General features: G+C 70.9%; 25 protein-coding genes. 13 read left to right on the forward strand and 12 right to left on the reverse strand.

Going from position 1 to position 26,290, the window contains the following annotated elements; translation table 11 throughout:
* Positions 1 to 128 precede the first annotated feature (128 nt).
* On the forward strand, positions 129 to 1,202 hold the full coding sequence (purM, locus tag HFP48_RS05910) for a phosphoribosylformylglycinamidine cyclo-ligase (protein WP_006930215.1): 1,074 nt from the start codon (positions 129 to 131) through the stop codon (positions 1,200 to 1,202).
* Positions 1,203 to 1,454: 252 nt separating this feature from the next.
* On the opposite strand, the gene HFP48_RS05915 is transcribed toward purM, so the two are convergent.
* The 4 genes from HFP48_RS05915 to HFP48_RS05930 form a co-directional block, all read right to left on the reverse strand.
* Positions 1,455 to 1,664: a DUF3073 domain-containing protein gene (locus HFP48_RS05915; RefSeq protein WP_006930206.1), complete on the reverse strand. Its 210-nt coding sequence runs from the start codon at positions 1,662 to 1,664 to the stop codon at positions 1,455 to 1,457.
* 182 nt (positions 1,665 to 1,846) lie between these two features.
* Entirely contained in the window at positions 1,847 to 2,821 is a 975-nt protein-coding gene (locus tag HFP48_RS05920) for an asparaginase (protein ID WP_168579217.1), read from the reverse strand.
* The gene (locus tag HFP48_RS05925) at positions 2,818 to 3,492 is read right to left on the reverse strand and encodes an MOSC domain-containing protein (RefSeq protein ID WP_006930202.1); all 675 of its coding nucleotides are present in this window, start codon (positions 3,490 to 3,492) and stop codon (positions 2,818 to 2,820) included. Before HFP48_RS05925 ends, HFP48_RS05920 begins: the two co-directional genes overlap by 4 nt.
* Positions 3,489 to 4,619, reverse strand: coding sequence for a folate-binding protein YgfZ (locus tag HFP48_RS05930; RefSeq protein ID WP_043801598.1), 1,131 nt, complete (start codon positions 4,617 to 4,619; stop codon positions 3,489 to 3,491). Before HFP48_RS05930 ends, HFP48_RS05925 begins: the two co-directional genes overlap by 4 nt.
* A gap of 54 nt (positions 4,620 to 4,673) precedes the next feature.
* Here HFP48_RS05930 and HFP48_RS05935 point away from each other — a divergent pair, with 54 nt between their 5' ends.
* The 5 genes from HFP48_RS05935 to cydC all read left to right on the forward strand — a co-directional run bounded on the left by HFP48_RS05935 (position 4,674) and on the right by cydC (position 11,673).
* Positions 4,674 to 5,519 (forward strand): aminodeoxychorismate lyase, encoded by an 846-nt coding sequence (locus tag HFP48_RS05935; RefSeq protein WP_029541472.1) that lies wholly within the window; start codon positions 4,674 to 4,676, stop codon positions 5,517 to 5,519.
* Positions 5,520 to 5,731: 212 nt separating this feature from the next.
* Positions 5,732 to 7,228, forward strand: coding sequence for a cytochrome ubiquinol oxidase subunit I (locus tag HFP48_RS05940; protein ID WP_006930196.1), 1,497 nt, complete (start codon positions 5,732 to 5,734; stop codon positions 7,226 to 7,228).
* Positions 7,229 to 7,238: 10 nt separating this feature from the next.
* On the forward strand, positions 7,239 to 8,276 hold the full coding sequence (gene cydB / locus HFP48_RS05945; protein ID WP_006930194.1) for a cytochrome d ubiquinol oxidase subunit II: 1,038 nt from the start codon (positions 7,239 to 7,241) through the stop codon (positions 8,274 to 8,276).
* Positions 8,273 to 10,012 carry a thiol reductant ABC exporter subunit CydD gene (cydD, locus tag HFP48_RS05950; protein ID WP_161995141.1) on the forward strand — a complete coding sequence of 580 codons (1,740 nt, stop codon included), beginning with the start codon at positions 8,273 to 8,275 and terminating at the stop codon, positions 10,010 to 10,012. Before cydB ends, cydD begins: the two co-directional genes overlap by 4 nt.
* The gene (gene cydC, locus HFP48_RS05955) at positions 10,012 to 11,673 is read left to right on the forward strand and encodes a thiol reductant ABC exporter subunit CydC (RefSeq protein ID WP_029541479.1); all 1,662 of its coding nucleotides are present in this window, start codon (positions 10,012 to 10,014) and stop codon (positions 11,671 to 11,673) included. Before cydD ends, cydC begins: the two co-directional genes overlap by 1 nt.
* 356 nt (positions 11,674 to 12,029) lie before the next feature.
* Here the strand turns inward: cydC and HFP48_RS05960 are convergent, their stop codons facing one another.
* Positions 12,030 to 12,701, reverse strand: coding sequence for an FABP family protein (locus HFP48_RS05960; protein WP_029541483.1), 672 nt, complete (start codon positions 12,699 to 12,701; stop codon positions 12,030 to 12,032).
* Positions 12,702 to 12,930: 229 nt separating this feature from the next.
* On the opposite strand from HFP48_RS05960, the gene HFP48_RS05965 reads away from it, so the two are divergent.
* Positions 12,931 to 14,166: a cutinase family protein gene (locus HFP48_RS05965; RefSeq protein ID WP_168579218.1), complete on the forward strand. Its 1,236-nt coding sequence runs from the start codon at positions 12,931 to 12,933 to the stop codon at positions 14,164 to 14,166.
* Between the two features lie 53 nt (positions 14,167 to 14,219).
* Here the strand turns inward: HFP48_RS05965 and HFP48_RS05970 are convergent, their stop codons facing one another.
* The 5 genes from HFP48_RS05970 to HFP48_RS05990 form a co-directional block, all read right to left on the reverse strand.
* Positions 14,220 to 14,525, reverse strand: a complete 306-nt coding sequence (locus HFP48_RS05970; RefSeq protein WP_029541490.1) for a DUF1416 domain-containing protein — start codon at positions 14,523 to 14,525, stop codon at positions 14,220 to 14,222.
* 2 nt (positions 14,526 to 14,527) lie between these two features.
* A complete protein-coding gene (locus HFP48_RS05975; RefSeq protein WP_006936411.1) occupies positions 14,528 to 15,364 on the reverse strand; it encodes a sulfurtransferase in 837 nt (278 codons plus the stop codon).
* 60 nt (positions 15,365 to 15,424) lie between these two features.
* Positions 15,425 to 15,892, reverse strand: a complete 468-nt coding sequence (locus HFP48_RS05980; protein WP_029541494.1) for a DUF4395 domain-containing protein — start codon at positions 15,890 to 15,892, stop codon at positions 15,425 to 15,427.
* Between the two features lie 218 nt (positions 15,893 to 16,110).
* On the reverse strand, positions 16,111 to 16,584 hold the full coding sequence (locus HFP48_RS05985) for a thioredoxin family protein (RefSeq protein WP_006936409.1): 474 nt from the start codon (positions 16,582 to 16,584) through the stop codon (positions 16,111 to 16,113).
* The gene (locus tag HFP48_RS05990; RefSeq protein ID WP_006936408.1) at positions 16,581 to 17,360 is read right to left on the reverse strand and encodes an LmeA family phospholipid-binding protein; all 780 of its coding nucleotides are present in this window, start codon (positions 17,358 to 17,360) and stop codon (positions 16,581 to 16,583) included. The genes HFP48_RS05985 and HFP48_RS05990 overlap by 4 nt, the downstream gene beginning before the upstream one ends.
* A 127-nt stretch (positions 17,361 to 17,487) precedes the next feature.
* Between HFP48_RS05990 and HFP48_RS05995 the strand changes: the two genes are divergently transcribed.
* From HFP48_RS05995 to pstB, 6 genes are all read left to right on the forward strand, one after another.
* Positions 17,488 to 18,216: a response regulator transcription factor gene (locus HFP48_RS05995; RefSeq protein WP_006936407.1), complete on the forward strand. Its 729-nt coding sequence runs from the start codon at positions 17,488 to 17,490 to the stop codon at positions 18,214 to 18,216.
* Positions 18,217 to 18,226: 10 nt separating this feature from the next.
* On the forward strand, positions 18,227 to 19,123 hold the full coding sequence (gene mshD, locus HFP48_RS06000) for a mycothiol synthase (RefSeq protein WP_050034648.1): 897 nt from the start codon (positions 18,227 to 18,229) through the stop codon (positions 19,121 to 19,123).
* A 238-nt stretch (positions 19,124 to 19,361) separates the two neighbouring features.
* Positions 19,362 to 20,480 carry a phosphate ABC transporter substrate-binding protein PstS gene (gene pstS / locus HFP48_RS06005; RefSeq protein WP_029541508.1) on the forward strand — a complete coding sequence of 373 codons (1,119 nt, stop codon included), beginning with the start codon at positions 19,362 to 19,364 and terminating at the stop codon, positions 20,478 to 20,480.
* A 58-nt stretch (positions 20,481 to 20,538) separates the two neighbouring features.
* Complete coding sequence (gene pstC, locus HFP48_RS06010; RefSeq protein WP_006936404.1) at positions 20,539 to 21,594, forward strand: phosphate ABC transporter permease subunit PstC; 1,056 nt, start codon at positions 20,539 to 20,541, stop codon at positions 21,592 to 21,594.
* Positions 21,595 to 21,598: 4 nt separating this feature from the next.
* On the forward strand, positions 21,599 to 22,507 hold the full coding sequence (gene pstA / locus HFP48_RS06015; RefSeq protein ID WP_072634423.1) for a phosphate ABC transporter permease PstA: 909 nt from the start codon (positions 21,599 to 21,601) through the stop codon (positions 22,505 to 22,507).
* Between the two features lie 52 nt (positions 22,508 to 22,559).
* Positions 22,560 to 23,336, forward strand: coding sequence for a phosphate ABC transporter ATP-binding protein PstB (gene pstB, locus HFP48_RS06020; protein WP_006936402.1), 777 nt, complete (start codon positions 22,560 to 22,562; stop codon positions 23,334 to 23,336).
* 78 nt (positions 23,337 to 23,414) lie between these two features.
* Here pstB and phoU read toward each other — a convergent pair whose 3' ends face one another.
* Both phoU and HFP48_RS06030 read right to left on the reverse strand, forming a co-directional pair.
* Complete coding sequence (phoU, locus tag HFP48_RS06025) at positions 23,415 to 24,122, reverse strand: phosphate signaling complex protein PhoU (protein ID WP_010593878.1); 708 nt, start codon at positions 24,120 to 24,122, stop codon at positions 23,415 to 23,417.
* 83 nt (positions 24,123 to 24,205) lie between these two features.
* On the reverse strand, positions 24,206 to 26,206 hold the full coding sequence (locus HFP48_RS06030; protein WP_029541514.1) for an LCP family protein: 2,001 nt from the start codon (positions 26,204 to 26,206) through the stop codon (positions 24,206 to 24,208).
* Positions 26,207 to 26,290: the final 84 nt, after the last annotated feature.

Consider the following 26,290-nt stretch of genomic DNA (forward strand, 5'->3'; position numbering starts at 1 on the left):
GCGTCGGCGGTCCGACCCGGTCAGGTACCTTGAGGTGCGCGATCGGCGGGCTTCGGCGTGCGTGCGCGCGCCCGGCAGCGATGCCGACACACCTGTTCACCACAACTCGAGGCTGGAGCCGACAACCCATGACCGAGGACACAACCCCCGGAGCTTCCTACGCAGCGGCGGGCGTGGACATCGAGGCCGGCGATCGAGCCGTCGAACTGTTCGCACCGCACGCGAAGAAGGCGACCCGCCCGGAGGTGCTCGGCGGCCTCGGCGGATTCGCGGGTCTGTTCGCGCTCAAGGGTGACTACAAGGAACCGCTGCTCGCGGCGTCCACCGACGGCGTCGGCACCAAGCTCGCGGTCGCGCAGGCCCTCGACAAGCACGACACGGTCGGTCTCGACCTCGTCGCGATGGTCGTCGACGACCTCGTGGTCTGTGGCGCCGAGCCGCTCTTCCTGCAGGACTACATCGCGGTCGGTCGCGTGGTGCCCGAGCGGGTGGCCGAGATCGTCGGCGGCATCGCGGCCGGTTGCGTCCAGGCCGGTTGCGCGCTGCTCGGCGGCGAGACCGCCGAGCACCCCGGCGTGATGGCCGACGGGGACTACGACCTGTCCGCCACCGGTGTCGGCGTCGTCGAGGCCGACAGGCTGCTCGGACCCGACCGGGTGCGCCCGGGCGACGTGGTCATCGCCATGGGCTCGTCGGGTCTGCACTCCAACGGATACTCGCTGGCGCGCAAGGTCCTTCTCGACATCGGCAAGATGAGCCTGACGGCACACGTCGACGAGTTCAGCCGCACCCTCGGCGAGGAACTGCTCGAGCCGACCCGGATCTACGCGAAGGACTGCCTCGCGCTGGCCGCCGAGACCGAGGTCCGTACCTTCTGCCACGTCACCGGCGGGGGACTCGCGGGGAACCTGGCCCGCGTGATGCCGAAGGGACTCGTCGCCGAACTCGACCGCACCACGTGGAGCCCGGCTCCGGTGTTCGGGCTCATCGCCCAGCGCGGCCGCGTCGAGCGGGCCGAGATGGAGAAGACCTTCAACATGGGCGTCGGCATGGTCGCGATCGTCGCGCCCGAGGACGTCGACCGGGCCCTCGCGGTGCTCACCGCGCGGCACATCGACTGCTGGACCCTGGGCACCGTGCGCAAGTCGCAGGACCAGGACGACGTGCGGGCCGTGCTGGTGGGCGACCACCCGCGGTTCTGACCCGGCGCCGGCCCGAGTCCGGCATCCGGGAACGCCCCACCCCGGAACCTCTCCACACCCGAAACGCGCAGCGCCCGGGCCGTTCAGGACGGCCCGGGCGCTGCGCGTCGTGGTGATGAAGAAGTTTTCGGGATCGCCTCACCGCCCGACCGGGTCCGCAGAGCTGTGGGGGATCCGGGCGGAGGGGAGGGGTGCCCAGCGGGAGGGGGGAGTCGGTGGTCCGACTCCCCCCTCCCGTGCGTGAGGCTCGGGTCAGCGACGCCAGTCGTCGTCGTAGTCGTCGTCCCAGGCGGAACGACCGTCCGGGCCGGAACGCTGGTCCGCGAAGACCTCGTCCCGGTGCGAGTTGGGTGTACCGCCAGACAATTCCCGCTGGAGGCTCTCGAAGTCGGTGGCCGGTGAGCTGTACTTGAGCTCCCGTGCAACCTTGGTCTGCTTTGCCTTAGCCCGGCCGCGGCCCATGGCTAACCCCCTCGCGCCTTGACGGGGCGGCCTGGGGAATTTGGCGGCCCCGGTTAATTGAGTATTTTCCTGGCCACCACTCTAGCGTGCAAAAGTCGGTTCCGCCTCCACACACCTGGTTGCGGCAGTGTCCGATTGGTCTCACCCACAGGCGACCTGGGCAAATGCGGTACCGGTGGCGCTCAGAGCACCCCGGGGATCGCCCGCACCGTGCCGACCCGGATGCCGCCGCCGAGCACCGGCTGCGAGGCGAGGTCCGCGTGGTCCTCGGACCACGTCACGCCGAGGTGGTGCAGCAGGGCGGCCGTGAGGGGGAGCCGGGCCCGCTCGTGGCCGTCGTCGATCTTGAGGGCGAACGCGGTGCCGTCCGGCAGGGCGCCCGCGTGCACGCCGTCCGCGCCGGCCTTGCACAGCAGCCCCGGCACCGCGGGCATCAGCCGGGCGTCGTCCTTGCCGCTGCCCGAGACGAGGTGCGGATGACGCCGGATCGCGTCGGCGACGGCCCGTTCCGGCGTCCCGGGCGCGGCCGTCGCCAGCCGCGAATAGGCGCGGGCGAGGTTGAACAGCGGTAGCGGCACGATCGGCAGGCCGCACCCGTCGATTCCGAGATCGGTGTCCTCCACGTCGCCAGCGAGTTCGAGGATCGTCTCGACCACCGCCTGCTGCAGCGGATGGGCGGAGTCGAGGTAGCCCGGCTCGTCCTGCTCGGCGCGGACGGGCCAGCCGTTCGCGGCGCACGTCGCGAGCATCGCCGCGTGCTTGCCGGAGCAGTTCATGTACACCGTCCGCCGTGGGCGGCCGGCCGCGACGATCGTCGCGCGGGCCGGTTCGTTGCCCGGCAGGTCCGGCGGGCACTGCAGGTCGTCCTCGGTGAACCCGTGCCCGGCGAGCAGCGCGTGCACGAGCCGGACGTGATCCTCCTCGCCCTCGTGGGAGGCCGTCGCGATGGCCAGTTCCTCCGTCGACCGGGGCACGAATCCGTGGCGCAGCAGGGCCACCGCCTGCAGCGGCTTGTTCGACGAACGCGGGTAGACGGGCGTGTGGATCTCTCCGAGGGCGATCCGCACCTCACCGTCCGGCCCGACCACGACGAGCGAGCCGCGGTGCACGCATTCGCGGAATCCGGACCGCACCACTTCCACGAGTTCGACGCTCAATACTCCACCTGCACCTCTCGTCCGGCGACTCGTCTGCGAGCCTTGTCGGCGACACTAGGGGACAAGTCGGCCTGCCGTTCGAGCATCACCGCGATCCGCGCCGGGTCCCGGCCGGTGAACAGCTCCCGCACGGTCACCCCGTGCTCGGGCACGTGCACGACGGTGATCCCGTCGCCCGCCTCGACCGGGCCCTCGACGATCACCTTCAGGTACGCGCCGGTGTCGCCGCGGGCCGCGAACCGCTTCACCCAGCCCGGTTCCTGCGCCCACACCCCGAACGTGCCGCACGGGGTGCGCGGTCCGGTGACTTCGAGGAGCAGGCCGGCGGAGCCGATCCGCCAGCGCTCGCCGATCACGGCATCCGACGTGGCGATCCCGCTCACGCGCAGGTTCTCGCCGAACCAACCCGCGGGCAGTTCGCGGCCGAGCTCGTCGGCCCAGCGGCGCACCTCGTCCTCGGCGTACGCGTAGACGGCCTTGTGGCGGCCGCCGTGGTGGGCGGTGTCGCACTGCCGGTCGCCGTGCAGGCCGAGCTGCCGGACCGGCACGGGCCCGGGCACGGGCCGCTTGTCGATGGCGGTGTACGGAACGCGGCGGGTGCCGCTGTGGCGGACGGCGTGCACCACGCAGACCGCCTCGACCCGGCCGGTCGGGACGTACGGGTGGCTCACCGCCCGCGGAGCCGTTCCACGGCGAGCCGGCCGGCCTGCACGGCGGCGTCGTCGGGCACCGAGTCCGGATCGATCGCCGCGGCGCAGGGTCCGGCGACGAGCGCCGTACCGACGGGAACGTTCCGCTTGACGAGGGCCAGCGCGACGGGACCGAGCTCGAAGTGGTCGACGACGGTGCCCACCCGGCCGACGGCGCGACCGTCGGCGGTCACCGGGTCGCCGGGTTCGGGCCGGCCCTCGGCGGAACCGTCGAGGTGCAGCAGGACGAGGTGCCGGGGCGGCTTGCCGAGGTTGTGCACCCGCGCGACGGTCTCCTGCCCCCGGTAGCAGCCCTTGTCGAGATGGACGGCGCCGCGCTCGGCCGGGCCGCCGATCCAGCGGGCCTCGTGCGGGATGGTGCGCTCGTCGGTGTCGAGGCCGATGCGCGGGCGCAGCGAGACGACCCGCAGCGCCTCGAACGCCCAGGTGCCCGCCGGGCGGGCACCGGCGTCGACGAGGGCGGTGAACACGTCGGCGAGCCGTTCCCGGGGCACGAGAAGGTCCCAGGCGTCGTCGGTGGGCCAGGGCATGCGCCGGACGAGCCCGCCCCCGGGCAGCGCGGCCGCGGCGTAGACGTCGGCGGGCAGGGCGTCGATGCCCAGCGCGGCCAGGACGGCGGCATCGCCGGCGTGCGGACCGAGCAGGGTGAGCACGGCCAGTTCGTTGCCGTCCCGCGGCTCGGCCTTGGACCAGAACACCATCTTGGTGAGGAACGCGAGCAGGTCCGGTCCTCGCTGCGGCTCGGTGTCGATCCAGGTGACGCCGTCGAGATCGGTCTGCACGAAGTGGTGCTCGACGCGGCCCTGCGCATCGAGGCTGAGGTTCTCCGCCGAGGTGCCGTCGCGCAGCTGCGCGACGTGCTGGCTCGAGATGGTGTGCAGCCAGCTCAGGCGCTCCTCGCCGGGAACGGCGACGACGAACCGGGTCGAGCGGTCGACGACGGCCACGCCGGTGAGGGCGGCGCGCTGTTCACCGAACGGGTCGCCGTAGTGCCACGGCAGTCCCGCGTCGGGGGTGCCGGCCGGCGCAGGGACGGCGCCGGGGCGGGCAAGGAGTGGGCTGTCGGTCACGGAGGGAGTGTCGGCCACGACACCAGTCTAGGAGCGCGGGTCTGTACCGGGAGGAATGGATAGGGTGTGCGCATGGCTGAGCGGGTGCTGGTGACGCTGGACGGCGAGGTTCGGGACGCGGATGTGCCGCTGCTGCACGCGGACGACATCGGGGTGCTGCGCGGCGACGGGGTGTTCGAGACGCTCCTCGTGCGTGGCGGGCGGGCCCGCACCGTCGAACAGCACCTGAGCCGGCTCGTGTCGTCCGCCGCGGCGGCGGGACTGCCGGCCCCCGAGCGCGACGACTGGCGGCTGGCGATCGAGGTCGCGATCGAGCAGTGGGACGCGGAGCGGGAGGGGGCGTTGCGCCTGGTGTACACCCGCGGCCGGGAGGGCGGGAGTGAACCGACCGCGTTCCTGTTGCTGACGCCGGTGGCCGAACGGGTGTACAAGGCCCGCAAGGACGGGGTGTCCGTGGTGACGCTCGAGCGCGGCTACTCGGTGGATCTCGCGTCGAAGGCGCCGTGGCAGCTGCTCGGGGCCAAGACCCTGTCCTACGCGACGAACATGGCGGCGCTGCGGCACGCCGAGTCGCTCGGCGCCGACGATGTGATCTACATCAGCAGCGAGGGGTACGTGTTGGAGGGGCCACGTTCGTCGGTCCTCATTGCGCGCGGCCGCACGCTCATCACTCCGCCGCCGGAGCAGGGGATCCTGCCCGGCACCACGCAGCAGGCGCTGTTCGACGTCGCGGGCGACCACAATTTCGTGGTGCGGTACGAGCCGGTCCGTCCTGCGGATCTTGTTGTGGCGGAAGGTGTTTGGCTCGTCTCGAGCGTTGCTCTGGCGGCGCGGGTGCACACCCTCGACGGGCACGCCCTGTCCCGCCGTGCCCTGGTCGGTGAGGTAGAGGCGTTGGTGGACGCCGCGGTCGAGTGAGCGCCGCCGCGGCCCGGCCGGGGGCGTGCCGCTCGCGCGATCGGAAGCATGTGTCGGTCGACACCGTCGACGCTTCTGTCCACTTCTACTACTGTTAGTAGTAACAAGGTCTCCGGCGCGTGCGGCGGATGGTCCCTTGTGCACAGAGTCCGAGGCCCCGAGCCCGCGCCCCGGATTCGGAGCCTGTCCCTGGGCGTCACCTCGGAGTAGCCATGGATGTGTTGGACCTGTCCCGGTGGCAGTTCGGCATCACCACCGTCTATCACTTCATCCTCGTCCCGCTGACCATCGGTCTCGCCCCGCTCATCGCGATCATGCAGACCATGTGGGTGGTCACGAAGAAGGACCACTGGTACCGCCTGACGAAGTTCTTCGGCAAGCTCTTTCTCATCAACTTCGCTCTCGGCGTGGCCACCGGCATCGTCCAGGAGTTCCAGTTCGGCATGAACTGGAGCGAATACTCCCGCTTCGTCGGGGACGTCTTCGGCGCCCCGCTGGCGCTCGAGGGCCTGGTGGCGTTCTTCCTCGAGTCGACCTTCCTGGGCCTGTGGATCTTCGGATGGGGCCGGCTGCCGAAACTGCTCCACCTGGCGACGATCTGGCTGGTCGCGATCGGCGTGAACGCCTCCGCGTACTTCATCATCTCGGCCAACTCGTTCATGCAGCACCCCGTCGGCGCGACGTACAACCCCGAGACCGGGCGTGCGGAGCTGACGAGCATCTGGGAACTGCTGACCAACAACACCGCGCTCGCGGCGTTCCCCCACACCGTCGCCGGGGCGTTCCTCACCGCCGGCACCTTCGTCGCGGGCATCGCCGGCTGGTGGATGGTGCGCAACATGCGGCGCGCCGCGCAGGCCGAGCCGGTCGAGGCCGACCGGCTCGAGGGCGAGGCCCGCGGGATGTTCCGCCCCGCCGCCCGCCTCGGCATGCTGGTCATGATCGTCTCCGGTGTCGCGCTCTTCGTCAGTGGCGACATCCAGGCGAAGCTCATGTTCGAACAGCAGCCGATGAAGATGGCGTCGGCGGAGTCGTTGTGCCACACCGAGACGGACCCCAAGTTCTCGGTCCTGACGATCGGCACGCACAACAACTGCGACGGTGTCATCCACGTCCTCGAGGTGCCGTTCGTGCTGCCGTACCTCGCGCAGGGCGAGTTCACCGGCGTCACCCTGCAGGGCGTCGAAGACCTGCAGGACCAGTACGAGGAGCAGTTCGGCCCCGGCAACTACCGGCCCAACCTGTTCGTCACCTACTGGTCGTTCCGCGCCATGATCGGCCTGGCCGCCGGTTCGGCCGCGCTGGCCCTGGCCGGGCTGTGGGTCACCCGCCGCGGCCGCGTCCCCGACCAGAAGTGGTTCGGCTGGTTGAGCATCCTCGCCATCCCCACGCCGTTCCTGGCCAACAGCGCCGGCTGGATCTTCACGGAGATGGGACGCCAGCCGTGGGTCGTGCACCCCAACCCGACGGGCGTGGACATGATCCGGCTCACCGTCGACCAGGGCGTGTCGAACAACTCGTCCGGCGCCGTGATCGCCTCGCTGGTGGCCTTCACCGTCGTCTACGGCGCGCTCGGCGTCGTGTGGTTCTGGCTGATCCGCCGCTACACCATCGAGGGCCCGTTGCCGCACGACGCCCACCCGCCGGGTGAGCACGACGACGAACCCGACGACACCGGCCGGCCCAAGCAGCTGTCCTTCGCGTACTAGGAGATCGGTCATGGGACTTCAAGAGGTCTGGTTCGTCCTGATCGCGGTGCTGTTCACCGGGTACTTCGTGCTCGAGGGTTTCGACTTCGGTGTCGGCATGCTGATGCCGGTGCTCGGCCGGGGCCGCACCGAGACGGCCGACACCCGCCGCCGGGTGTTGCTCAACACCATCGGACCGGTGTGGGACGGCAACGAGGTGTGGCTGCTCACCGCGGGCGGCGCGATGTTCGCCGCGTTCCCCGAGTGGTACGCGACCCTGTTCTCCGGGTTCTACCTGCCGCTGCTGCTGATCCTGCTCGGCCTCATCGTCCGGGTCGTGGCGATCGAGTACCGCGGCAAGATCGACGACCCCACCTGGCGGCGGCGCTGCGACTGGGGCATCGTCTTCGGCTCCTGGGTGCCGGCCGTGCTGTGGGGCGTGGCGTTCGCGAACATCGTCCGCGGCGTCGCCATCGACGAGAACAAGCAGTACATCGGTGGCTTCTTCGACCTGCTGAACCCGTACGCGCTGCTCGGCGGCGCGACCACCGCACTGGTGTTCGCGCTGCACGGCGCGGTCTTCATCGCCCTGAAGTCCGCCGACGAGGTGCGCGAGGACGCCGTGAAACTCGCCGCCCGGCTCGCCGTTCCGGCGGTCGTCGTGGCCGGTGTCTTCGTGGTGTGGACGCAACTCGCCTACGGCAAGACCTGGACGTGGCTCGTCGTCGGCGCCGCGGCGGCCGCGCTGCTCGCCGTCGTCGCCCTCACCCGCGCGGAGCGCGAGGGCTGGGCGTTCGTGTTCACCACCGTCGCGATCGTCGGCACCGTCGTCCTGTTGTTCGGCTCGCTGTTCCCGAACGTCATGCCGTCCACGCTCGGCGACACCCTGTCGCTGACGATCGAGAACGCGTCGTCGAGCCCGTACACGCTGAAGGTCATGACGTGGGCCGCGGTGATCGTCACCCCGGTGGTCCTGATCTACCAGGGGTGGACGTACTGGGTGTTCCGCCAGCGCATCTCCACCAAGCACATCCCGAAGTCCATCGGCCTGTCGCTCGGGACGAAATGACCGCGCCCGCCGACGCCCCGGTGCGTCCGTTCGGCTCCGCCCCCGGAGCGTCGGACGCGCCGCGGCGTCGCGGGCCGATCGACCCACGGTTGTGGCGTTACTCCGCCACCGCCCGCGGCTATCTGGCGCTCGCCGTCGTCACGGCCTCGATCAACGTCGCGATGATCGTCGTGTCCGCACTCGCGATCGGTGCGGTCCTCGCCGGGGTGCTCACCACCGGCTCCACCGACCTCGGCGCATGGCGGACCGAACTGCTGACGCTGGCCGCGGCCGTCACCGTCCGGACCCTCGTCACGTGGGTGCAGTCCCGGTTCGCGCACCGCTCGGCGAGCCGGGTCGTCGCCGAACTCGAGCACGAGGTGCTCGCGGCGGCGACCCGGTTGCCGCCGCGCGAACTCGAACCACGCCGCGACGAGATCGCCACCGTCCTCACCCGCGGGCTCGGCGGGCTCTCCGAGTACCTCACCGGGTACGTGCCGGCCCTGCTGCTCGCCGTCACGCTCACCCCGATCACCGTGGTGGTCATCGCCTTCCAGGACCTCACCTCGGCGATCATCGTCGTCGTGACGCTGCCGCTCATCCCGGCGTTCATGATCCTCATCGGGCTGCTGACCAAGGGCAAGGCCGACCGCACGCTGCGCACCATGACGACGCTGTCGGCCCAGCTGCTCGACCTGATCGCCGGTCTGCCCACGCTGCGCGCGCTCGGCCGCGAGCAGGGGCCGGCGCAGAAGGTGCGCGAACTCGGCGACGACCACCGCCGCACGACCATGTCGGCGCTGCGCGTGGCCTTCCTGTCCGGCACCGTGCTCGAATGGCTCGCCACCCTGTCCGTCGCGCTGATCGCGGTGAGCATCGGCCTGCGCCTCGTCTACGGCGACATGGCCCTCGAGGCGGGCATCGTCGCGCTGATCCTCGCCCCCGAGGCGTATCTGCCGCTGCGCACGGTGGGCGCGAAGTTCCACGCTGCCGAGGACGGCAAGGCCGCCGCCGAGCGCGCCTTCACGATCCTCGACCGTGCCCCCGCGACCACCGCGGTGTCGGAGAGCGCCGAATTCGATGCCACCGCAGCCGAACTGACGTTGACCGGCCTCAGCGTCGCGAGCCGCGACGGCTACGCCCCGTTCCGGCTCGACGCCGTGTGCCGGCCGGGCGCCGTGACCGTGCTGACCGGAGCGAACGGCTCGGGCAAGTCGACGGCGCTGCTCGCCGTCCTCGGCCTCGCCGCGCCGGTGGAGGGCCGCGTCGAGGTCGGTGGCCGTCCCGTGGTGGCCGACGACGCGTGGTGGGGGCAGGTGGCGTGGCTGCCCCAGCGGCCCGTGCTGCTCCCCGGTACGCTGGCCGACAACCTGCGCCTCACCGGCGTGGACCTCACCACCGCCGGGATCGACGACATCTGTGCGGCAACGGGATTCGACGAGGTGCTCGAGGAGCTCCCGGACGGCTGGGACACCGTCGTCGGCGCCGGCGGCAGCGGGCTGTCGCTCGGGCAGCGGCAACGGCTCGCCCTCGTCCGCACCCTCGCCGCGGACCGGCCCGTGCTGCTGCTGGACGAGCCGACCGCCCACCTCGACGACGCGACGGAAACCACGGTCCTGGCGACGGTGCGGGACCTGGCCCGTCGCGGACGCACCGTGGTGATCGTCGCGCACCGCCCGAGCATCCTGGCGATCGCCGACACCGTCGTCCGGGTCTGCTCCCACAGCGACGCGACCTCCGGCACGGGGGAGCGGTGATGAACGATCTGCGTCGCGCGATGGCGCTGCTCGAACTGCGCCCCGGCCGGGTCGCCGCCGCCGTCGCCGCCGGCGTCGCCACCCTGGGCAGCGCCCTGGCGCTGGCGGGCCTGTCGGCCTGGCTGATCATCCGTGCGTGGCAGATGCCGCCGGTGCTGGACCTGACGGTCGCCGTCGTCGCGGTGCGGGCCCTGGGCATCTCCCGCGGCCTGTTCCGCTATCTCGAGCGGCTCGCCGGCCACGACACCGCGCTGCGCGGCACCACCGCCGCTCGCACCCGGCTCTACCGGCGCCTCGCCGACGGCGACCCGGTCGCCTCCGCCGGCCTGCGCCGCGGGGACCTGCTCGCCCGCACCGGCGCCGACGTCGACGCCCTCGGGGACGTGGTGGTCCGGGCGCTGGTGCCCATCGCCGTCGCCGCGGTCCTCGCCCTCGCCGCCGTCGGCTGGCTCGCCCTGATCTCCCCGGCCGCGGCGGCGGTCCTCGCCGTCGCGCTGCTCGTCACCGGCGTCGCGGCCCCGTGGCTGTCCGCCCGCGCCGCGGCCCGCGCCGAGGCCGACAGCGCCGCCGCCCGCGTCCGGTTCTCCCGCGACGCGGTCACCGCGCTCGACCACGCCGCCGAGCTGCGGGTCGCGGGCCTGCTCCCGCAGGCCGTCGGCCGGGCGCACCGCGCGGGCGTGGACGCGGTGCGGGCCACCGACCGCGCGGCCGTCCCCGCCGCGTACGCGGAGGCCGCCACCCCCCTCGCGGTCGGGGCGAGCGTCCTGGGGTCGCTGCTCGTCGGCATCGCGGTCTTCGCCGAGGGCGGGATGAGCCCGATGTCCCTCGGGATCCTCGTGTTGCTGCCCCTGTCCGCGTTCGAAGCCGGCGCGGCGCTGCCCGGCGCGGCCGTCACCCTCACCCGCGCCCGGATCGCGGCGCGCCGCGTCGTCGACCTGCTCGACCGCGCCGACCGGCCGGTGCCGCACGGCACCCGGCCCGTCGCGGAACCGTGCCACCTGCGTGCCGTCGATCTGCGCAGCGGCTGGCCCGGCGGACGGGACGCCGGGCCCCTCACGCTCGACCTGCCACCCGGCGCGCGCGTCGCCCTCGTCGGGAGCAGCGGCAGCGGCAAGACCAGCACACTGATGACCCTCGCGGGGTTGCTCGAGCCCGTCGCCGGGACGGTCACCCTCGGCGGCGTGCCGCTCGCCGAGCTCGAACCGGCTGCCCTGCGGCAGAAGGCCGGATTCTTCGCCGAGGACGCCCACCTGTTCGAGACGTCCGTGCTGGAGAACCTGCGGGTGGCCCGCGGCGACCTCACCGAGGCCGAGGCGCTGGACGTGCTCGGCGACGTCGGGCTGGGGGAGTGGGTGGCCGGGCTTCCCGACGGACTGCACAGCACCCTGGCCGGCGGTGCGCGGGCTGTCTCCGGGGGCCAGCGGCGCCGGTTGCTGCTCGCGCGGGCCCTCGTGTCCCCCGCACGGGTGCTGCTGCTCGACGAGCCGACCGAGCATCTCGACGCCGTCGACGGTGCGCAGTTGCAGCGGCTGCTGCTGGACCGGGACGCCGGATTCGTCGCGCCCGAGCGCACCGTCGTCGTCGTCACGCACCAACTGCCCGGCGACACCGCGGCCGACCTCGTCGTTCGCCTGGGGAAAAACTCGTTGCCCGCGGTCTGAGCGGGGCGTACTTTCGGGCGTACACGAGAAAGGAGGTGGTCTGAATTGAAGTATCGGACACGTGAGGTGGCTGCGCGCTAGCCGCTGTCATCGACGACGGGATTGTCGACCGCTGCAGCGGCCGGCGAATACCACGCAGTCACCCGGCCCCCGAGCCTCCCGGTCCGTCCGACCGGGAATCGCCGAGACGATCCGTCCCGGCGTAGCGCTCGGGGGCCGTTCGCGTCCGTCGCTCGGGGGCCGTTCGCGTCCGTGGGCGGAGGCCGTGCGCGGGCCGCGCGACCACGTCCCTCGGCTCGGGGACCGGCGGAACGGGCCGCGTGCCCGGAGGGCGGTTCCGAAGGAGTGCCGGGCGGTCAGCCGATGTAGCGTGCCAGCCGCGCGGACATGTGCGGCTGCAGTTCCCCGTCCGCGGTGACGCGTTCCTCGACGTAGGCGAGATCGCCGCCCTCGACGATGCCGTACAGGCGCTTGGCGCCGCCGACCACCTCGCCGGACTGGCTTCGGATCACCACGTCGGTCGCCAGCTCCCAGGACGACTGGGTCAGGGCGGTGCCGTAGTACAGCTCGACGACGCCGGAGCTGTGATTGAGGAGCAGCTCGAGGGTTTCCGGATCCTCGCTGCCGGGCGCGCCGGTGCCGGAGACCCGCCAGAATCCGCTCTCCCGCCGGTCCGGGCCGCGGTAACCGCCCTCCTCGTCGAGGCGCCACGAACGGGCCTCCCACACGAGGTAGTTGCCGCCGTCGTGGGTGACCACGATCTGCTGGCCGAAGCGGTAGTCGCCGGTGCGGGGATCGTTGCCCTCGCCCTCCCCGCGCCACACGCCCACCATGGGCAGCAGCGCCAACAGCTCCGGATGCATGTCCGGGCCGAGGCGCAGGTTTGCGGTGTCGTCGGGGACGGGCAGGCCGCTCAGGATCGGGACGTTCTTGTCGGCAGTCGCCTTGGCCCGTTCGAGGGCGTCCGCGACCGCCTTGTCGCCGCTCCCGCGGACGACCTCCCGTTCCTCACCGGACTCGGCACTCACGGCTGATCGGTCACCAGACGGTAGAGGACGTACACCGCGAACCACGTGATGAGCACGGCCGCCAGGACAAGGAGAGCTTCGAAGAAGATGACCACGGCCATATCCTAGACGGCGCCCGGAGAGCGCGAAAACCGACGTCCCCACCGGGCGCGCAGTGCGGCGCGCGGGATAGTACCGTGCAGTGGGCCGTGTGGGCCCTTTCGTCCGGAAAGTCCGACTCGGAGGTCGTGTGCGCCCCATCCGTCTGCTGCTGCCGGCTGTTGCGGCGCTCGCGACCCTGTCCCTGACCGTGCCCGTCGCGGTCGCCGCCCCCGGGACGGGGTCGAGCAGCGGTTCGTCCGGGCCCGCCGTCCACCCCGACAACTACGCCCTGGAGTGCCCCGACCTGCTGATCGTCGCGGTCTCCGGCGCCACCGACTCCGAGGCCGGCCGCGATCCCGTGGTCGAGGAGTCGCGACAGCTGTGGTCGAACTGGGTGGGCAACGTGACGGTCCCGGCCGGCGAGGCCACCGCGGACCGTCCGGGCTCGATCGGCTGGATGTACGTGCCGTACCCGGCCACCTACGGCCTGGGCCTGTTCGAGGACGTGCCGACCTATCAGGACTCGGTGGCGGCGGGCGTCGCGTCGACCAACCGCATCCTCGACGAACGCAAGAGCGCCTGCGGGGAGCGCACCCGGTTCGCGCTCGTCGGCTACAGCGTCGGCGCCGAGGTGATCGAACGGGTGAGCCGCGAACTCGGGCACCGGCCCGCCGACGCCCACGTCGCACCGGACGACATCGCCGGGGTCGTCCTCGTCGGTGACCCGTACCGGCCGGCGGGGGTCGACTCGATGGGCGAGCCCGGTCCGCCCGGTGGCGGGTTCATGTCCTCGGAACCCGCCGACTACGGGGCGCTGGCCGACCGGGTCGTGTACTCGTGCCGGCGTTACGACGTCGCGTGCGACGCACCCGAGGACATCGCGGTGCTCGAACTGGTCCTCGGCGTGCTCGGACAGATGCGGTTCACGCTGCTGAACCCGTTGCAGACCGTCGGCGACCTGGGCGGTGCGCTGGCGGTGACGGCGGCCCGCGCGGCCGCCCACATCGTCACCCGCGACGACTGGTGGGAGTCCGGCGAATCCCTCCTCGACGTGCTGCGCAAGGTCGTCGACACGACGTACCCGGTGGACCCGAGCGCCGATGTGAGCCCCGAACGGATGCGGGAGATTCTCGACTGGGCCTTGGGACCGGGCCGGCCGGTCGTGGTGGAGAAGCTGCGCGCCGAGGGAGCCGGCTTCGCCGACGACAACAGCGGCATCGTCGACCTGTTTCTCGAGCCGTACCTCCTGCTGGGCTTCATCCAGCACATCGGCTACTGGAACACGAACCCGCACGATCCCTGGTACTCGGACAGTGAGCGGATCGTCGACTGGATCGTCGCGCTCGCCGACGCCGAACGGACGGACCGGCAGCCGCAGAACTGACCACGGACGACGGCGGGCCCGTTCCCGGAGGAACGGGCCCGCCGAACGGTCTGCTACTTCGCGACCGTGACCTCGACGTGGTGGACGCCGGGGGCGGCCGGGCTCACGGCGACGTCACCGTTGCCACGGCCGGACAACGCGCGGACCTTCCAGTCGCCGGGCGCGGCGAAGAAGCGGAAGTCACCGGTGCCGGAGGCGACGACCTCGGCGGTGAACTCACCGGTGCCGTCGAGCAGGCGCACGAAGGCACCGCCGACCGGCTGGCCGTCGGCGTCGACGACACGGCCGGTCAGGACCGTCTCCTTCTCGACGTCGACGCCCGCGGGCAGGGTCTGGGACTGAACGGGTGCACCACACATGGTCAGCGAACCTCCAACTCGATCGGGGCTCCGACGAGCGAGCCGTATTCGACCCAGCTGCCGTCGTAGTTCTTGACGTTCTTCTTGCCGAGGATCTCCTGCAGCACGAACCAGGTGTGGCTCGAGCGCTCACCGATCCGGCAGTAGGCGATGGTCTCGCGGCTGTCGTCGAAGCCCTTCGCCCGGTAGAGGGCCTCGAGGTCGTCGTCCGACTTGAAGGTGCCGTCCTCGTTGGCGGTGGTGCTCCACGGGATGTTGATCGCACCCGGGACGTGGCCGCGCTGCTGGGCCTGCTCCTGCGGCAGGTGGGCCGGGGCGAGGATCCGGCCGGAGAACTCGTCGGGGGAGCGGACGTCGATGATGTTCTTGGTGCCGATCGCGTCGATCACCTCGTCGCGGAAGGCGCGGATCGAGTAGTCCGGCTCCTGCGCCTTGTACTCGGTGGCCGGGCGGGTGACCTCGTCCTTGGACAGCGGGCGTCCGTCGAGCTCCCACTTCTTGCGGCCACCGTCGATGAGCTTGACGTCCCGGTGCCCGTAGAACTTGAAGTACCAGTACGCGTAGGCGGCGAACCAGTTGTTGTTGCCGCCGTAGAGCACGACGGTGTCGTCGTCGGCGACGCCCTTCGCGGACAACAGGGCGGAGAACTGCTCCCGGTTCAGGAAGTCGCGACGGACGCCGTCCTGCAGGTCCTTACGCCAGTCGAGCTTGATCGCGCCCTCGATGTGCCCGCCGTCGTAGGCTGCGGTGTCCTCGTCGACCTCGATGAACACGGTCTTCGGTGCGTGAAGGTTCTGCTCTGCCCAGTCTGCTGAGACCAGGACGTCGGAGCGAGCCATGGGGTTTCCTTTCGGTGTTGACACTCTCGGTCGAGTGGAACGGTGCGGAGGGAACGGTGGTCAGGCGGCGACGGCCCGGAACCTGGCCACGAGCGGGTAGATCGCGCAACCGAGGCACACCCCGAACGCGGCGTTGAGCAGCGCGGCGAACAGCGCGAACCCGGTGGCGACGAGACCTGCGAGGTCGGCGCCGAGGAGGAATCCGAAGGTGCCCACGGCGGCGAACACGAACCCGACGAGCTGCGCGAACCGCAGCGGGGCGACCGGTTCCTTCTCGGTGGGCGCGCCCAGCCGGGGCGCGACGAGCCGCGCGAAGAGCAGGCCGTAGGGGCTGCGGCGCGGGCCGAGGGCTGCACCGGCCGCGAACACCGCGGTCTGGACGGCGAGCAGTACGCCGGCCACCGTCGTCGAGACCGTCGCGACGGCCAGGACGACGACGAGGACGGCGGTGGTGATCCACGCCGCGAACCGGGGGCCGCGGACGTCTACCTGCTGACCCTGGCGGGCGGCGGGGGCGGTGGTGGACATGAGGGGTGCTCCTGCTGGGAGGGGACGCATGGGGGCGAACCGTCGCGGTGGCAACCGCGGGGATCACACCGGTGACGGCAGCGGATGCCGCGGAGACGGTCGGGCGTCTCGGCCGGGGTGATCAGCAGCAGGTACAGCAGAAGCCGCCGAGGCGGCACAGATCGACTGTGCGGCGTCGGGTGAGCATGAGCTCTCGGCAGGTCGACACGGCAGGCAGCTTAGCCGACGTCTCGACGGATCGGGGCCCAGGGGGTGCGCAGCGGCACCAGCGCGGCCCGCAGGTCCGCCGCGGCCGGCACCCCCGAAACCCGGTACCTTTCGGTGCCGGCGGCGTCGAACAGGAACGTCGTCGGCAGCGACAGCACGCCGAGTTCCCTTGCCAACTGCGGGTTCTCGTCGATGTCCAGTTCGAGGTCGCGGGGTGCCGGCAGCCCGTCGCCGGTGGCCGCGAGGTCGGCGACCACCTGAGCGACGACCCGGCGCACCGCGGCGCACGGTCCGCACCAGTCGGCGGAGAAGTGCAGCACCACCGGCGCACTGCCGGTGCCCACGCCCACCGCGGCCAGCAGGGGGCCGGGCCCCGGCGCGGGGGCGGCCGCGACGGCGCGGACCTTGCCCGCGCGGGCCCGCAGGACGGTCCCGGTGATCAGGGCGGCAGCCACCACCACCAGCAGTACGACGACGGCGGTCACAGGCGCTGAACCTCCTCGAGGTCGATCGTGGTCTGGTGCGCCTCGCCCTCGATCACGATCGTCGAGCCGCGGGCCTCGACCGCGGTCGGGCGCACCCCGAACGGCAGGTTCTGGGGTTCGATCGTGGTGGTGAACAGGCCCAGCACCGCCGGCTTCAGCGGATCCGGCACGGTGAAGTCCGCCTGTCCCTCCGGGCCGAAGTACAGGTCCGACGCGACGATGCGCACCGTGTCGCCCTCGAGCAGCAGGTCCGCCTGGACGCTGACCTCCGCGGAGACCGGGCCGACCGGAACCGTGCCGGTGAGGACGACCCCGCCCGCGGTGGTGCGTCCGGAGCCGCCGGACCCGCCGGTGCCGTCGGACTTGTCGGCCGGGGGAGCGGACACCTGCAGGTCGGGAATGCCGTAGAGCTGACCGAGCTCGGTCGCGTCGATCATCACGCGCCCGTACAGCAGGTCCACCGGCACCGAGCGGATCGAACCGTCGAGCAGCTCGCCCGCGGCCGCATGGGCACCGATCAGGTTGGCCTCGATCGTGATGTCGCCGAGCGTCCCGCTGGGCACGCCCTGCGCCCGGATCTCCACGTTCTCGTAGCGGCCCGCCCGGGCCTGGGTCAGGAACGGGAATCCGTGGATGGTCACCGCCGGGTCCGCCGTCAGCGCCCCACCCTCCCGCAGCGCCCGCGAGACCCGGTACTCGGACCACGCCGCGGCGCCGAAATCGATCAGGAGCGCGACTCCGACGAGCGTCACGAGAGCGAGGATGAGTTTGCGCACCGCACCATTGTGACGGACGGCTCGCGCCGCTTCCCGAGTGCGGTTGCCCGGTGAACGCCGTCGTGGCGTTAATCTGTAGCGCGTCGTTTACACGAGTTTCGCGCAGCCCGCGAAGAATGGAGGCACGGTGGAGCTGTTGCTGCTGACCTCCGACCCCAACCCGGACGCGGTCCTGCCCTCGCTGTCGTTGCTCGCGCACTCGGTGCGCCCGGCACCGACCGAGGTGTCCTCGCTCCTCGAGGCCGGTTCCGCGGACATCGCCATTGTCGACGCCCGCACGGACCTGGCCGCGGCCCGCGGCCTGTGCCGGCTGCTCGGCAGCACCGGGTCGGCAATACCGGTCGTCGCCGTGCTCACCGAGGGCGGCCTGGTGGCGGTGAACCCGGAGTGGGGGCTGGACGACATCCTGCTGACCACCACCGGCCCCGCCGAGCTGGACGCGCGGCTGCGATTGCTGGTCGGCCGGTCCGGCGGTGCGGCGGGCCCCGAGAACACCGGCAAGATCACCCTCGGGGAGCTCTCGATCGACGAGGGCACCTACACCGCTCGCCTGCGTGGCCGCCCCCTCGACCTGACGTACAAGGAGTTCGAGCTCCTCAAGTACCTCGCGCAGCACGCCGGCCGGGTGTTCACCCGCGCGCAACTGCTGCAGGAGGTCTGGGGTTACGACTTCTTCGGCGGCACCCGCACCGTCGATGTGCACGTGCGGCGCCTGCGCGCCAAGCTCGGCCCCGAGTACGAGTCCCTGATCGGCACGGTCCGCAATGTCGGCTACAAGGCGGTGCGGCCCACCACCAAGACCGGGAAGGGCGGCTCCACCACCATCGAGTTCGAGGACGCCGAACTAGCGGACTAGGCTCGCCGTCGTGGAATTCGTCAGCCGACTGTCCGCCGAGCAGGCCGCCGAGGTGCGGGCGCTCGTCGCCCGCGCCCACGCCGCCGACGGAACGGCCCCCGTGTCCGAGCAGGTGCTGCACTCCCTCACCGGCGACGGCGACGTCCGGCACCTGGTGGCCGTCGATGCCGCCGCGATCGTCGGCTACGCCAATCTGGTCCCCGGTCACGGGGAGCACCCGGCGATGGCCGAGGTGGTCGTCGATCCGCCGCACCGCCGCCGCGGCGTGGGGTCGCGGCTCGTCGCCGCGGCCCTCGACGCCGGTGGTGCCGGCACCCGGGTGTGGGCACACGGCGACCTCGAGTCCGCGCGGGCGCTCGCGGCGCGGCTCGGCCTGACCCCGGTCCGGGAACTCCTGCAGCTGCGGCGCCCCCTCGGGGAGCCCGAGCTGCCGGCCCTGCAGGTCCCCGACGGGCTGATCCTGCGGACCTACCGCGGACCCGAGGACGACGCGGAACTGCTGCGGGTCAATGCCGCCGCCTTCGCGTGGCACCCCGAGCAGGGCCGCTGGACCGAGCGCGACGTCGCGCAGCGCCGCAGCGAGTCCTGGTTCGACCCGGCCGGGGTGTTCCTCGCCTTCGACGAGCAGGACCCGGACCGGCTCCTCGGCTTCCACTGGACGAAGGTGCACGCCGCCACGGCGGACCAGCCGGCGATCGGGGAGGTGTACGTGGTGGGCATCGATCCCGGGGCGCAGGGGCGCGGTCTCGGCCGGCTGCTCACGCTCGCCGGGTTGCGGTATCTGCGGGAACGCGGGCTCGGCGCGGTGCTGCTGTACGTCGAAGGCGACAACGACGCCGCGCTGCGCACCTACGGCCGGCTCGGATTCGAGCGATTCCACGTGGACCTCGCATACGCGAGAGCGTGAGCGGAGCACGTACCGAACGAGTCCGGCCCGTGAATGTCGTGTGACGTCGACCATACGGACTGCAGGTGTACTTTTCGCGTTCACGTCGCGTTCACCTTCGGGCGCCCAACCGTCAACCCGTCCTCATTAACTTTCCATTACGGGCCGCAGCATGCCGGTCCGGCGCCGGGATCACCCCGCGCCTGATGCCGCCGCCCGTGTCGCGGGCGTGCCGGTCGCGAATTCCGGAGGAGTACGAGTGAACCTCAAGCGCAATGGCGCCCTGCTCGGTGTGGTGGCTGCAGGTGCCCTCACCCTGGCCGCATGCGGCAGCGACAACAATGCCGCCTCGACGGACGTGGACGCGTCCGCATCGGCCGCGACGTGTGAGGGCAAGGAGACGCTGTCCGCCGCCGGGTCGTCCGCGCAGAAGAACGCGATGGACCAGTTCGTGTCCACCTACATCGCGGTCTGCCAGGAGAAGGGCAAGAACGTCAACGTCGCCTACAACCCGTCGGGTTCCGGTGACGGCCGCACCCAGTTCATCGCGAAGCAGATCGACTTCGCCGGCTCCGACTCCGCCATCAAGAGCGAGCAGGCCGCCCAGGCCGCCGAGCGCTGCGCCGGCAACCCCGCCTGGAACCTGCCGCTGGTCTTCGGTCCGGTCGCCGTCGCGTACAACGTCGAGGGCGTCGACAACCTCGTGCTCAACGGCGAGACCGTCGCCAAGATCTTCAACGGCACCATCAAGCAGTGGAACGACCCGGCCATCGCGGCTCTCAACGAGGGTGTGAGCCTTCCGGATTCGGCCATCACCCCGATCGTCCGCTCGGATTCGTCGGGCACCACCGACAACTTCCAGAAGTACCTCGAGGCCGCCTCGAACGGTGCCTGGACCACCGGCGCCGGCTCCGACTTCACCGGCGGTGTCGGTGAAGGCGCCAAGGGATCGGCCGGTGTCGCCCAGGCCGTCGCCAGCGCCCCCGGCGCGATCACCTACGTCGAGAAGTCCTTCGCCGACCAGAACAACCTGAACGTCGCACAGATCGACAACGGATCCGGCGCGGTGGAGCTGACCGACGAGACCGCGTCGAAGGCCATCGAGGCGGCGACCTTCGCTCCGACCGGTGAGGGCGACCTGACGCTCGACCTGACCTCGATCTTCGGTACGAAGCAGGAGGGGGCTTACCCGATCATGCTCGCGACCTACGAGATCGTGTGCTCCGCCGGTTACGATGCCGACACCTCCGCGGCCGTGAAGTCGTTCCTCGTCAGCGCCGCCAACGAGGGCCAGGAAGGCCTCGCCGAGCAGGGCTACGTGCCGCTGCCCGAGTCCTTCAAGGCGAAGCTCACCGAGTCGATCAACGCCATCGCCTAGCCGATGAGCGCCGCGGACCGTACCGTCAATCCCCAGCAGAGAGAGATCGCGAGCGCAGATGAGTGACGCGCCCACCAAATCCGCACCTCGCACTCCCGGGTCCGGCAGCGATGCCGGGCCCGGGGCGGGCGGTCCGCACGGCAACACCCCGGAGGCCACGATTACCACTCCAGCGCGCGGCGACAGCAAGCCGCTGACCAGGCCGGGCGACCGGATCTTCCGTTCACTGGCCTCCGGGTCCGCCGTTCTCATCTCGGTGATCATCGCGGCCATCGGCGTGTTCCTCGTCTGGCGTGCGGTGCCGGCGCTGCAGCGCAACACCGTCAACTTCCTCACCAGCCGCGAGTGGGTCACCCAGGACATCGCCGCGATGGCGTTCGGCGTCCTCGACCTGTTCCAGGTGACCGTGCTGGTGTCGTTCTTCGCGCTGGTGCTCGCGATGCCGGTCGCACTCGGCATCGCGATCTTCCTCACCTCGTACTGCCCCGAGCGCATCAAGAAGCCCCTGGCGTACGTCATCGACCTGCTCGCCGCCGTGCCGTCCATCGTCTACGGCCTGTGGGGCCTGCTGGTCCTGGCCCCCGCGATCCGGCCGCTGGCGACGTGGCTCAACGAAAGTCTCGGCTGGTTCCCGCTGTTCGCGTCCGGATCGGGTTCCATCCTCGGCGGCGGCACCATCTTCACCGCGGGCATCGTGCTCGCCGTGATGATCCTGCCGACCATCGCCGCGGTGAGCCGGGAGGTGTTCGTGCAGACGCCGACGTCCCATATCGAGGCGGCGCTCGCTCTCGGTGCGACCCGCTGGGAGGTCGTCAAGACCACGGTGATCCCGTTCGGCAAGTCGGGCTACATCAGCGGCTCGATGCTCGGTCTCGGCCGCGCACTCGGCGAGACCATGGCGCTGTACCTGATCCTGCGCACCACGTCGCAGCCGTTCTCGTGGTCGCTGTTCGACGGCGGTGCCACCATCGCCTCGAAGATCGCCCTCGGTTACGCCGAGTTCAACAACGACATCCAGGCCGGCGCCTACATCGCCGCGGGTCTGGTGCTCTTCGTGCTGACCTTCGTGGTCAACGCCGCGGCGCGTGCGGTCGTCGCAGGAAAGAAGGACTGAAGCCATGACGACCACTCTCCTCGAGACGCCGGTCAAGGGCCCCACCTTCCGGGGCGTCGGCACCCGTCGGCGCGTCTCGGATCTCTCCGCCACCGTCCTGGTCACCGTGTCGGTGCTGATCGCTCTCGTGCCGCTGGCATGGGTGCTGATCACCGTGATCGTCAAGGGTCTTCCCGCCCTGACCAGCGCCACCTGGTTCACGAATTCCTTGAGCGGTCTGTCCGCGTCCGCGATGGGCGGTGGCATCTACCACGCCCTCGTCGGGACCCTGCTGCAGGGCCTGGTGTGCGCGGTGATCTCCATCCCGATCGGCATCTTCGTGGCGATCTTCCTCGTGGAGTACGGCGCCGGCACGCGACTGGGCAGGATCACCACCTTCATGGTGGACATCCTCAGTGGTGTCCCCTCCATCGTTGCCGCGCTCTTCATCTACGCACTGTGGATCGCCACCTTCGGCTTCCCGAAGTCCGCCTTCGCGGTGTCCCTGGCGCTGGTCCTGCTCATGGTTCCCGTGGTGGTGCGCAGCACCGAGGAGATGCTCCGGATCGTGCCGCAGGATCTGCGCGAGGCCTCCTACGCCCTCGGTGTGCCCAAGTGGAAGACCATCGCGCGCATCGTGATTCCGACCGCGCTGCCCGGCATCATCACCGGCGTCATGCTGGCCCTGGCCCGCGTCATGGGCGAGACCGCTCCGCTGCTGATCCTGGTCGGCTACGCGCCGTTCATCAACTTCAACCTTTTCGGCGGCGAGATGGGCAGCCTGCCCGGTGTCATGGTGGCGGAGATGAACAACCCGACCGACGCGGGCACGATGCGGATCTGGGGCGCTGCCCTGACCCTCATCCTCGTCATCGCCATCCTCAACATCGTTGCCAAGGTGGTCGGCCACTTCTCCCAGGTGCGCACCAAGTAGGTCACCTCATGTACACACCCTTCGATTTCGATACACCAGTAGGGAGCCGGTAATGGCCAAGCGTCTGGACCTCAAGGACGTCAACATCTTCTACGGCAAGTTCCACGCCGTCTCCGACGTGACGCTGTCCGTGCCGCCGCGGAACGTCACCGCGTTCATCGGACCGTCGGGCTGCGGCAAGTCGACCGTGCTGCGCTCGCTCAACCGCATGCACGAGGTGACCCCCGGTGCCCGCGTCGAGGGCTCCGTGCTGCTCGACGGCGAGGACATCTACGACTCGTCCGTCGACCCGGTCGGCGTCCGCAAGACGATCGGCATGGTGTTCCAGCGCCCCAATCCGTTCCCCACCATGTCGATCCGCGACAACGTCGTCGCCGGCCTGAAGTTGCAGGGCGTGCGCGAGAAGAACAGGCTCGACGAGATCGCCGAGCGGTCGCTGCGCGGCGCGAACCTGTGGAACGAGGTCAAGGACCGCCTCGACAAGCCCGGCGGCGGCCTGTCGGGTGGCCAGCAGCAGCGCCTGTGCATCGCCCGCGCCATCGCGGTGCAGCCGGAGGTGCTCCTGATGGACGAGCCGTGCTCCGCTCTCGACCCGATCTCCACCCTCGCCATCGAGGACCTGATCGCCGAGCTGAAGCAGGACTACACCATCGTGATCGTCACGCACAACATGCAGCAGGCCGCGCGCGTGAGCGATCAGACCGCGTTCTTCAACCTCGAGGCCACCGGCAAGCCGGGCCGGCTCGTCGAGATCGACGACACCGAGAAGATCTTCTCCAACCCCACCCAGAAGGCCACGGAGGACTACATCTCCGGCCGCTTCGGCTGAGCCGGCTGCGACTTCGGCACCGCGGACGCGGAAAGGCCCCGCCCGGAAACTCCGGGCGGGGCCTTGTGCCGAGTCGGGTTACTGATCCTGCGGGTACACCGTGAGCTTGTCGACGCGCTCACGCATCGCCCGGAAATCCTCGTCGGTGGGGAGCTTGCCGGTGACCAGGAAGATCACGCGACGACCCACCTCGACGGCGTGGTCGGCGAACCGTTCGTAGAACCGGCCCAGCAGCGTCACATCCACAGCCGCGGCCACGCCGTGCTTCCACTCCCGGTCCATGAGCACGGTGAACAGGTGACGATGGAGATCGTCCATCGCCTCGTCCTCCTGGTGGAGCCGGGCCGCCCGCTCGGGGTCGCGCGTCTCGAGGATCTCCCTGGTCGCTGCGCCGAGCGAGACTGCGATGCGGCCCATCTCGGCGAAGTAGCCGTTGACCTCTTCGGGCAGAACATGATTGGGGTGCCGACGTCGCGTCGCCTTGGCGACGTGCAGTGCCAGCGCACCCATCCGGTCGATGTCGGCGACGATCTGGATGCCACTGACCACGGAACGCAGATCACCGGCGACCGGCGCCTGGAGGGCGAGGAGCGAGAAGGCCTTCTCCTCGCACTGGGTACTCAGGTCGGTGATCTTGTCGTGCTCGCCGATGACGGTCTCGGCGAGCGCCAGATCCGCCTGGAGCAGCGCCTGGGTGGCCCGCTCCATCGCAAGGCCGGCAAGGCCCGCCATCTCTCCGAGGAGATCGGCGAGCTCGGTCATCTGTTCGTGGTATACGACGCGCATAATGGCACAGACTACGGCGCAGACAAAGCCGAGTCACGAGCAGCGGGTGAACGCCGGGTGAATGGACGGGCTCGAGGTGCTGCTCAGGCGCAGGAATCGTCGCCCGCGTTGGTGATCGACAGGTCGACCGGCAGCTCGTTCTCCTCGGCGGCCTGGATCGGCACCGTCGGCAGGACCGAACCCACCTCGGTCGGAGCCGCGATGCTGCCGACGAACCCGGTGCCGAGGACGAGTTCCACGATGCCGCCGAGGTCCTGGGACTCCTGCAGCACGGCCCCCGGAACTGCGGAGGCCAGCGTCAACGCCTCGGCCTCCTGCCCGGGCGAGAAGCGGACGACGGTCTCCTTGCTCGTCCCGGAGTAGTTGCCGACGCTGTAGATCGGGAAACCGTAGGCGCCGAGTTCTTCCGCGGTCCGGGCCGCGAGGCCGGATTCGCCGGAGGCGTTGGACACCTGCACCGACACCGTCGAGGGGTCCACCGCGGTCTGTGCAGGCAGCGGGGCTGCCGGCGGCGCTGACGATTCCGGCTCGGGAACATCGCGTTTCTCGCCGGGGAGCGGTTCGTCGTCGATGATCGCGTTGAAGATCGCCTTGATGTCGTCGAGACGCGGAATCTCGTTGCCCCACTCGTTGGTTCCGGCCGTCGGCACGGTGAGGAAGGTGACGGCGCCGGCTTCGACCCGCTGCAGCGAGCGGCCGAGCCGGACGAGGGACTCGGTGTCGACGTTCTCGACGAACGTGGCGCGGGTGAACGCGTTGATGAACCCGTTCAGCTTGCCGGGGTCGAACAGGACCTTGTTCGACATGGCCGAGCGCAGCAGTGACGACAGGAACTTCTGCTGCCGGGTGATACGCCCGTAGTCGCCGTTGCCCTCCGACTCGACCTTGCGGGCCCGCACGTAGTCCAGGGCCCGGCGGCCGTCGAGGGTGTGGGTGCCCGCCGTCTCGATGATGGTGCCGAGTTCCCCGTCGACCAGGGGGGTGGGTGTGCACACCTCGACGCCGCCGACCTCGTTGACCATGCTCTCGAAGCCCGCGAAGTCGATTCCGACGAAATGCCCGATCTTCAGGCCGGACAGCTTCTGGATCACCTTCACCAGGCACTTGGGCCCGCCCAGCGCGTAGGTGGCATTGAGCTTGTCGCCCTCGGCGGCGGGGAACGTCTCCGACGTGTACTCGCCGGTGGTGCTGTCCCAGCCGCGGCACACGGGCCGCGTCACGTCCAGGTCGCGCGGAAAGGAGACGGCGACGACGCGACTGCGGTCGGCGGGGATGTTGACGAGGATGACGGTGTCGGCGCGTGCGCCCTCGGCGTCGGCGACGGTGCCGGCGCCGACCGCGCCGCTCGCCCCGGCGCGGGTGTCGGTGCCGATGATCAGGTAGGTCTCGTCGCCGGTCTGCCCGCCGGGGTCGACGATGTCGGTGGATTCGGTGTCCAGCGCCGCGATCTGGGCGAATCCGGCCTCGGTGGAACGCACGTAGCCCCACACCAGGCCGCTGCCGACGAGGGTCAGCACGGACAGCAGCGCCAGGACGGTGCGGCCCACGGTCGCGAGGCGCCGGCGTTTGCGGCGCTTGTTCAGAGCCAGCCTGCTCAGGCCGTCGCCCCCGACGGCCTGGGGCAGCGCGGGCGGCTGGTCGGGGTCGTCGCTCCGCCGTCCGGCACGGTCGTCGCGCGGGGGTGGGGGCGGCGGGCCGGTCGGCGGGGCCGCGGCCACGGGCGGGATCTTCTCTGTGGGGTCGTCGTCGACGGCCGGCGTCCGCCGCGGCCGGCCCGGCTGCGGGCCCGGCACGGCCGGTTCGGGTTCGGGGTGCCGCCCGGGCGGGCTGTCGCGCCCGACCTTGTTCATCAGCGCGGCGACGGTGACCTGATCGGGATTCTCGTCGGGGGCGGCCGAGCGGCGGGGGCGGCCGGTATCGGCGCCCCGGCCCGACGGCGCGGGTCCGGCGTCGGCGGGCGGCGCAAGACCCTCCGGACGTCGTCGCACCCGGCCGGAATGTGAGCTGCGATACCCGGAGTCGGCGATAGGACGTTCCCAGGGAGCGCGACTGTCGGGCAGGCCCGACTCGTGCTCCTCACCCACCGATTCCCTCGCCTCTCCGCGGATGTTCCGCTCTCGTACGCATCCGCCACCACGGCGATTCCGTCATGATACTGGCGGCCTCGA

This window comes from Rhodococcus sp. DMU1, from assembly GCF_012272955.1.
Taxonomy (GTDB): Bacteria; Actinomycetota; Actinomycetes; order Mycobacteriales; family Mycobacteriaceae; genus Rhodococcus; species Rhodococcus aetherivorans.